Raw genomic sequence first — 6,023 nt, 5'->3', positions numbered from 1 at the left:
CCTCCCGTCCGCCCCCACCGGGGCGTCCGGGGAACGGTGACCGGGTGCGTCCACCCGGAGTTCCTCCCGCGACCGCCACCCCTGTGTACGACACGGCCCCCGCGCGCGATAATCGGACGCGGGGCCGATGTCTCCCCCGATGCTTGGACGTCCGAGCATCCACGCCCCGCGGCCCACCGCGCCGCCCCGGCCCACCGGCCGCCGGGTGCGCGGGCCCCGCGGCGCGGCACCGGGGAGCGCGGTCCGCCACGACACCAAGCGAAGGACCGCCAGAGATGACGACGCCCCGCATCGCATTCGACCTCAAGCCCACCGGGCAGCCGCTCCCCGAGGAGGAGCGTGCCGCGGTGCTGGCCAACCCCGGTTTCGGTCGCCGCTTCACCGACCACATGGTCACCATCCGGTGGAGCGAGGGCCGCGGCTGGCACGACGCGCAGCTGGAGCCGTACGCCCCACTGCAGATCGACCCGGCGAACATGACGCTGCACTACGCGCAGTCCGTCTTCGAGGGACTGAAGGCGTACCGGCAGGCGGACGGTGGCGTCGCCGTCTTCCGCCCGGAGGAGAACGCCCGTCGGTTCCGGCGCTCGGCCCGGCGGCTGGCCATGCCCGAGCTGCCGGTGGAGACCTTCGTCGAGGCGATCGACCTGCTGGTCCGGCAGGACGAGGCATGGGTGCCGGGGGAGGGGGAGCAGTCCCTCTACCTGCGGCCGTTCATGTTCGCCACCGAGGTCGGCCTCGGGGTGCGTCCGGCGAACGAGTACCTCTTCATGGTGATCGCCTCCCCGGCCGGCGCCTACTTCCCGCGCGGTGTGCACCCCGTCTCCGTCTGGCTGTCGGAGGAGTACGTGCGGGCCGCCCCCGGCGGCACCGGTGAGGCCAAGTGCGCCGGCAACTACGCCGCGTCCCTGGCCGCCCAGGCGGAGGCGGCGAACCACGGCTGCGACCAGGTGGTCTGGCTGGACGCCGTGGAGCGCCGTTGGGTCGAGGAGATGGGCGGCATGAACCTGTACTTCGTGTACGGGCAGGAGGGGCCGGAGGGCGGGGGCCGGGAGAACGTCCGCATCGTCACCCCCGAACTGACCGGCACCCTGCTGCCCGGCATCACCCGGCTGTCGCTGCTGCGGATCGCCGAGGACCTCGACTACGCCACCGAAGAGGTCCGGCTGTCCACCGAGGACTGGCGGCGGGGCAACGAGGACGGCTCCATCACCGAGGTCTTCGCCTGCGGTACCGCCGCCGTCATCACCCCGGTCGGTGAGGTGAAGTCCGCCCGCGCCTCCTGGACGGTGGGCGACGGCGGGACGGGGCCGATCACGATGCGGCTGCGCGAGACGCTGCTCGCCATCCAGACCGGTCGCGCCCCCGACACCCACGGATGGATGCACCGCATCGCCGACTGACGCGCCGGCCCCGGACGACACGGTCCCCGGGGGGCGGGGGCGGGAACCCCGCCACCGCCCCCCGGGAACCTCCGTTCGGATGCTGAGACGACACCGGATCGAGGTGCTTTCGCCCGAGGGGTGTGCCAGAATCCCGATCGTGCTCTCGTTCACCATGATTATCGGTGGCAGCGCGCCGGTCCGCGATGGCCGCTGAACCGCACGGAAACCCGGGCGGCGGTGCCCATCGTCTTGAAGGACCCGCGCGCAGACCTCTCGCACCCGCGAGGGGTCTTTTCGTTTTCCGGCCCACCCCGCCGGAGGACGAGCGCCCGGGACGGCAGCCGGGGAGCGCATCCCAGGACGCATTCACCCGACAGGAGTCTCAACCATGACGGCCACGCCGCAGGACACCCCCGATCCCGCCCTCCGGGACGGGGAGCCGGGGGCCGACGTGCCCGGGGACCGCGACGCCTTCCATGTCTTCGACACCACGCTGCGCGACGGCGCGCAGCGCGAGGGGATCAACCTCACCGTCGCCGACAAGCTCACCATCGCCCGCCACCTCGACGAGTTCGGCGTCGGCTTCATCGAGGGCGGCTGGCCCGGCGCCAACCCCCGGGACACCGAGTTCTTCCAGCGGGCCCGCCGGGAGATCGACTTCCGCCACGCCCGGCTGGTCGCCTTCGGCGCCACCCGCAAGGCCGGGGTCGCCGCCGACGCCGACCCCCAGGTCCGGGCCCTGATCGACTCCGGCGCACCCGTCGTCACCCTGGTCGCCAAGGCCCACGACCGGCACGTGGAACTCGCGCTGCGCACCACGCCGGAGGAGAACCTGGCGATGATCCGGGAGACCGTGCAGTACGTGCGCTCCCGTGACCGCCGGGTCTTCGTGGACTGCGAGCACTTCTTCGACGGGTACGCCGCCAACCCCGGGTACGCACTGGAGGTCGTGCGCACCGCCTCCGACGCCGGGGCGGACGTGGTGGTCCTCTGCGACACCAACGGCGGCATGCTGCCCTCCCGCATCCACCGGGTGGTGGCCGAGGTGATCTCGGCCACCGGCGCCCGGCTGGGCATCCACGCCCAGGACGACACCGGTTGCGCCGTCGCCAACACCCTGGCCGCGGTCGAGGCCGGTGCCACCCACGTCCAGTGCACCGCCAACGGTTACGGGGAGCGGGTGGGCAACGCGAACCTCTTCCCGGTGGTCGCCGCGCTGGAGCTCAAGGAGAACCGTCGGGTGCTGCCCCCCGGCGCGCTGGCCGAGATGACCCGCATCTCGCACGCCATCGCCGAGGTGGTCAACCTGACCCCCTCCACCCACCAGCCCTACGTCGGTGTCTCGGCCTTCGCGCACAAGGCCGGACTCCACGCCTCGGCCATCAAGGTGGACCCGGACCTGTACCAGCACATCGATCCCGAGCTGGTGGGGAACTCCATGCGGATGCTGGTCTCCGACATGGCGGGTCGCGCCTCGGTCGAGCTCAAGGGCCGGGAGTTGGGTTACGACCTGACGGGACAGCGGGAACTGGTCGGCCGGATCGTGGACCGGGTCAAGGAACGGGAACTGGCCGGGTACACCTACGAGGCCGCCGACGCCTCCTTCGAACTGCTGCTCCGTGACGAGGTGCAGGGCCGCACCCGCCGGTTCTTCCGACTGGAGAGCTGGCGGACCATCACCGACCGCCGGCCGGACGGCGAACAGGAGAACGAGGCGATCGTCAAACTCTGGGTCAAGGGGGAGCGGGTGGTGGCCAGTGGTGAGGGCAACGGCCCGGTCAACGCCCTGGACCGCGCGCTGCGCGCCGGCCTGGAGCGCACCTTCCCCGAACTGGCGCGCTTCCAGTTGGTGGACTACCGGGTGCGCATCCTGGAGGGCCGGCACGGTACCCAGTCCGCCACCCGGGTGCTGGTCACCACCGGTGACGGCACGGCGGAGTGGTCCACGGTCGGAGTGGGGGAGAACGTCATCGCGGCGTCCTGGGAGGCGTTGCAGGACGCCTACACCCATGGCCTGCTGCGTGCCGGACTCCAGCCCACGGAGTGAGCGACGGGTGACTTCCCTCCCGGCGCGGCCCGGCGCGGCCCGGCCGGGGCGGGTGGCGGTCGCGGAACCTCCGGAGGCCGCCGCTCCCCCGGAGGGCGCGGTACGGCGCGGGGTCGTCCCCGGGCGCGGCGGGTCCCGGGCGGACGCCCGGGCTCGTGCGCCGCTCGTGTCCCGGTCGGATGCTCGCCGGGGGCGCGTGGTCCCGGTTTGTGGAAACCCCACCATCGCCTCCGCCGCGGTGTGTGGAACCACGCGCCCCGGGGTGCTTCCGTGCGTCGCTTCTGTCCGGCCGGGCCATGAAATGCCGACCGACACTGTGACTTTCCGACGAGGGTGCGGGGGGCGTCGCTTTCGTAGGGTCTGTACATGACCGATCAGGATCCGATGCCTTCCGTGACCGCCGATGCCCGGGGCCGGGTTGCCGAGTTGCACGAGATCCGTGCGAGCGTTCACGCCGGACCGAGCGCGAGGGCCACCGAGGCGCAGCGCGCCAAGGGCAAGTTGACCGCGCGCGAGCGGATCGACCTGCTGCTGGATCCGGGCTCCTTCCGGGAGATGGAGCCGCTGCGGCGCCACCGGGCGACCGGGTTCGGCCTGGAGGCGAAAAAGCCCTACACCGATGGTGTGATCACCGGGTGGGGGACGGTGCACGGACGGACGGTCTTCGTCTACGCGCACGACTTCCGGATCTTCGGCGGCGCGCTGGGCGAGGCCCACGCCCAGAAGATCCACAAGATCATGGACAAGGCCATCGCGGCGGGGGCGCCGTTGGTCTCCCTGAACGACGGGGCCGGGGCCCGGATCCAGGAGGGCGTCTCGGCGCTGGCCGGCTACGGCGGCATCTTCCAGCGCAACACCCGGGCGTCGGGCGTGATCCCGCAGATCTCGGTGATGCTGGGTCCGTGCGCCGGGGGCGCGGCCTACAGCCCGGCGCTGACGGACTTCGTGTTCATGGTGCGCGAGACCTCGCAGATGTTCATCACCGGCCCGGACGTGGTCAAGGCGGTGACGGGCGAGGACATCACCCAGAACGGTCTGGGCGGCGCGGACGTGCACGCGGGCACCTCGGGGGTCTCGCACTTCGTCTACGACGACGAGGAGAGCTGTCTGGAGGAGGTCCGCTACCTGCTGTCGATGCTCCCGCAGAACAACCGGGAGAACCCGCCGTCCACGGAGAGCGCGGACCCGGTCGAGCGGCGCTCGGAGACACTGCTGGACCTGGTGCCGGCGGACGGCAACCGTCCCTACGACATGCGGGCGGTCATCGAGGAGCTCGTCGACGACGGCGAGTTCCTGGAGGTTCACGAGCGCTGGGCGACCAACATCATCTGCGCGTTGTCCCGGATGGGCGGCGAGGTGGTGGGCATCGTGGCCAACCAGCCGCAGTCCCTGGCCGGCGTGCTGGACATCGAGGCATCGGAGAAGGCCGCGCGCTTCGTGCAGATGTGCGACGCCTTCAACATCCCGATCGTCACCCTGCTCGACGTGCCGGGCTTCCTGCCCGGTGTGGACCAGGAGCACGGCGGCATCATCCGGCACGGGGCCAAACTGCTGTACGCCTACTGCAACGCCACCGTGCCGCGCATCTCGATCGTGCTGCGCAAGGCGTACGGCGGTGCCTACATCGTGATGGACTCCCAGTCCATCGGCGCGGACCTGACCTACGCCTGGCCGACCAACGAGATCGCGGTGATGGGCGCCGAGGGCGCCGCCAACGTCATCTTCCGCCGGCAGATCGCCGCCGCCGAGGACCCCGAGGCCATGCGGCAGAAGATGGTCAAGGAGTACAAGGCGGAGCTGATGCACCCCTACTACGCGGCCGAGCGCGGTCTGGTGGACGACGTCATCGACCCCACCGAGACCCGCGAGGTCCTCATCCGCTCCCTCGTGATGCTGCGCACCAAGCACGCCGACCTGCCCTCCCGCAAGCACGGCAACCCGCCGCAGTGACCCGGGCTCCCGCCCCGACCGCCCCGGCTTCGCGCCGGGCTTCCGCGCCGCGAACCCGCCGGCCCCGATCAGGAGGAGAAAGCATCGTGAGCATCGTCCACCCCGAGCGGACCGTTCCCGCGCACACCGCCGACCCCGTGCGGGTCGAGCGGGGGCTGGCCAGTGATGAGGAACTCGCGGTCGTCACCGCGCTGCTGCTCGCCCGGGCGGGCGCCGTCCGGGACGCCGTTCCCGCGGGGGCGCCGCGTCGCTCGGTGGCCGGGTGGCGCCGCCTGGAGCGCACCCCGGGCTTCCGCGCACCGCACAGCTGGCAGGGCTGACCCGCTCCGTGCACCCGGCCGTCGACCGGAGGGGAACCGGCGGAGCTTTCCGTTCGTGGAATGTCCGTGGAACGTTCGTGGAGCAGGTGTCCCGGACCGCCCCGGAGGGGAGCGACGTTCCTATCGGGCGCCGGGCTTCTCCATCAGCACCGTACGGCGGGGGTTGGCGGTGACGCCCGGCAACGCGGCCCCCAGCCCGCCCCGGGACGCGGGCGGGGGGACCGGCCGCATCAGGTTGGTGCGGCGCGGATTGGCCAGGGAGCGAAAGGCGGGGGTGTTGGTCACGTCGGCTGCCTCGGATCACTCGGAACGGTGTAGGGG

The 6,023-nt window shown here is 72.0% G+C and carries 5 protein-coding genes; 4 read left to right on the top strand and 1 reads right to left on the bottom strand.

All coding sequences use genetic code 11. The features are described 5' to 3' along the window. Window positions 1-275: 275 nt before the first annotated feature. The 4 genes from FNQ90_RS09945 to FNQ90_RS09930 all read left to right on the top strand — a co-directional run bounded on the left by FNQ90_RS09945 (window position 276) and on the right by FNQ90_RS09930 (window position 5,702). A complete protein-coding gene (locus tag FNQ90_RS09945; RefSeq protein ID WP_182606035.1) occupies window positions 276-1,403 on the top strand; it encodes a branched-chain amino acid aminotransferase in 1,128 nt (375 codons plus the stop codon). 370 nt (window positions 1,404-1,773) lie between these two features. Then, a complete protein-coding gene (gene cimA, locus FNQ90_RS09940) occupies window positions 1,774-3,432 on the top strand; it encodes a citramalate synthase (protein WP_182606034.1) in 1,659 nt (552 codons plus the stop codon). 366 nt (window positions 3,433-3,798) lie between these two features. After that, window positions 3,799-5,382, top strand: a complete 1,584-nt coding sequence (locus tag FNQ90_RS09935) for an acyl-CoA carboxylase subunit beta (protein WP_182606033.1) — start codon at window positions 3,799-3,801, stop codon at window positions 5,380-5,382. An 86-nt stretch (window positions 5,383-5,468) separates the two neighbouring features. Next, on the top strand, window positions 5,469-5,702 hold the full coding sequence (locus FNQ90_RS09930) for an acyl-CoA carboxylase subunit epsilon (protein WP_323379864.1): 234 nt from the start codon (window positions 5,469-5,471) through the stop codon (window positions 5,700-5,702). A gap of 120 nt (window positions 5,703-5,822) precedes the next feature. Here FNQ90_RS09930 and FNQ90_RS09925 read toward each other — a convergent pair whose 3' ends face one another. Continuing rightward, on the bottom strand, window positions 5,823-5,987 hold the full coding sequence (locus FNQ90_RS09925; protein WP_182606032.1) for a hypothetical protein: 165 nt from the start codon (window positions 5,985-5,987) through the stop codon (window positions 5,823-5,825). Window positions 5,988-6,023: the final 36 nt, after the last annotated feature.

Origin of the sequence: Streptomyces alkaliphilus, from assembly GCF_014141535.1 — a bacterium.
Classification (GTDB): Bacteria; Actinomycetota; Actinomycetes; order Streptomycetales; family Streptomycetaceae; genus Streptomyces; species Streptomyces alkaliphilus.
Note: the sequence above shows the minus strand (reverse complement) of the source record. Positions and strands in the feature narration are given on the sequence as shown.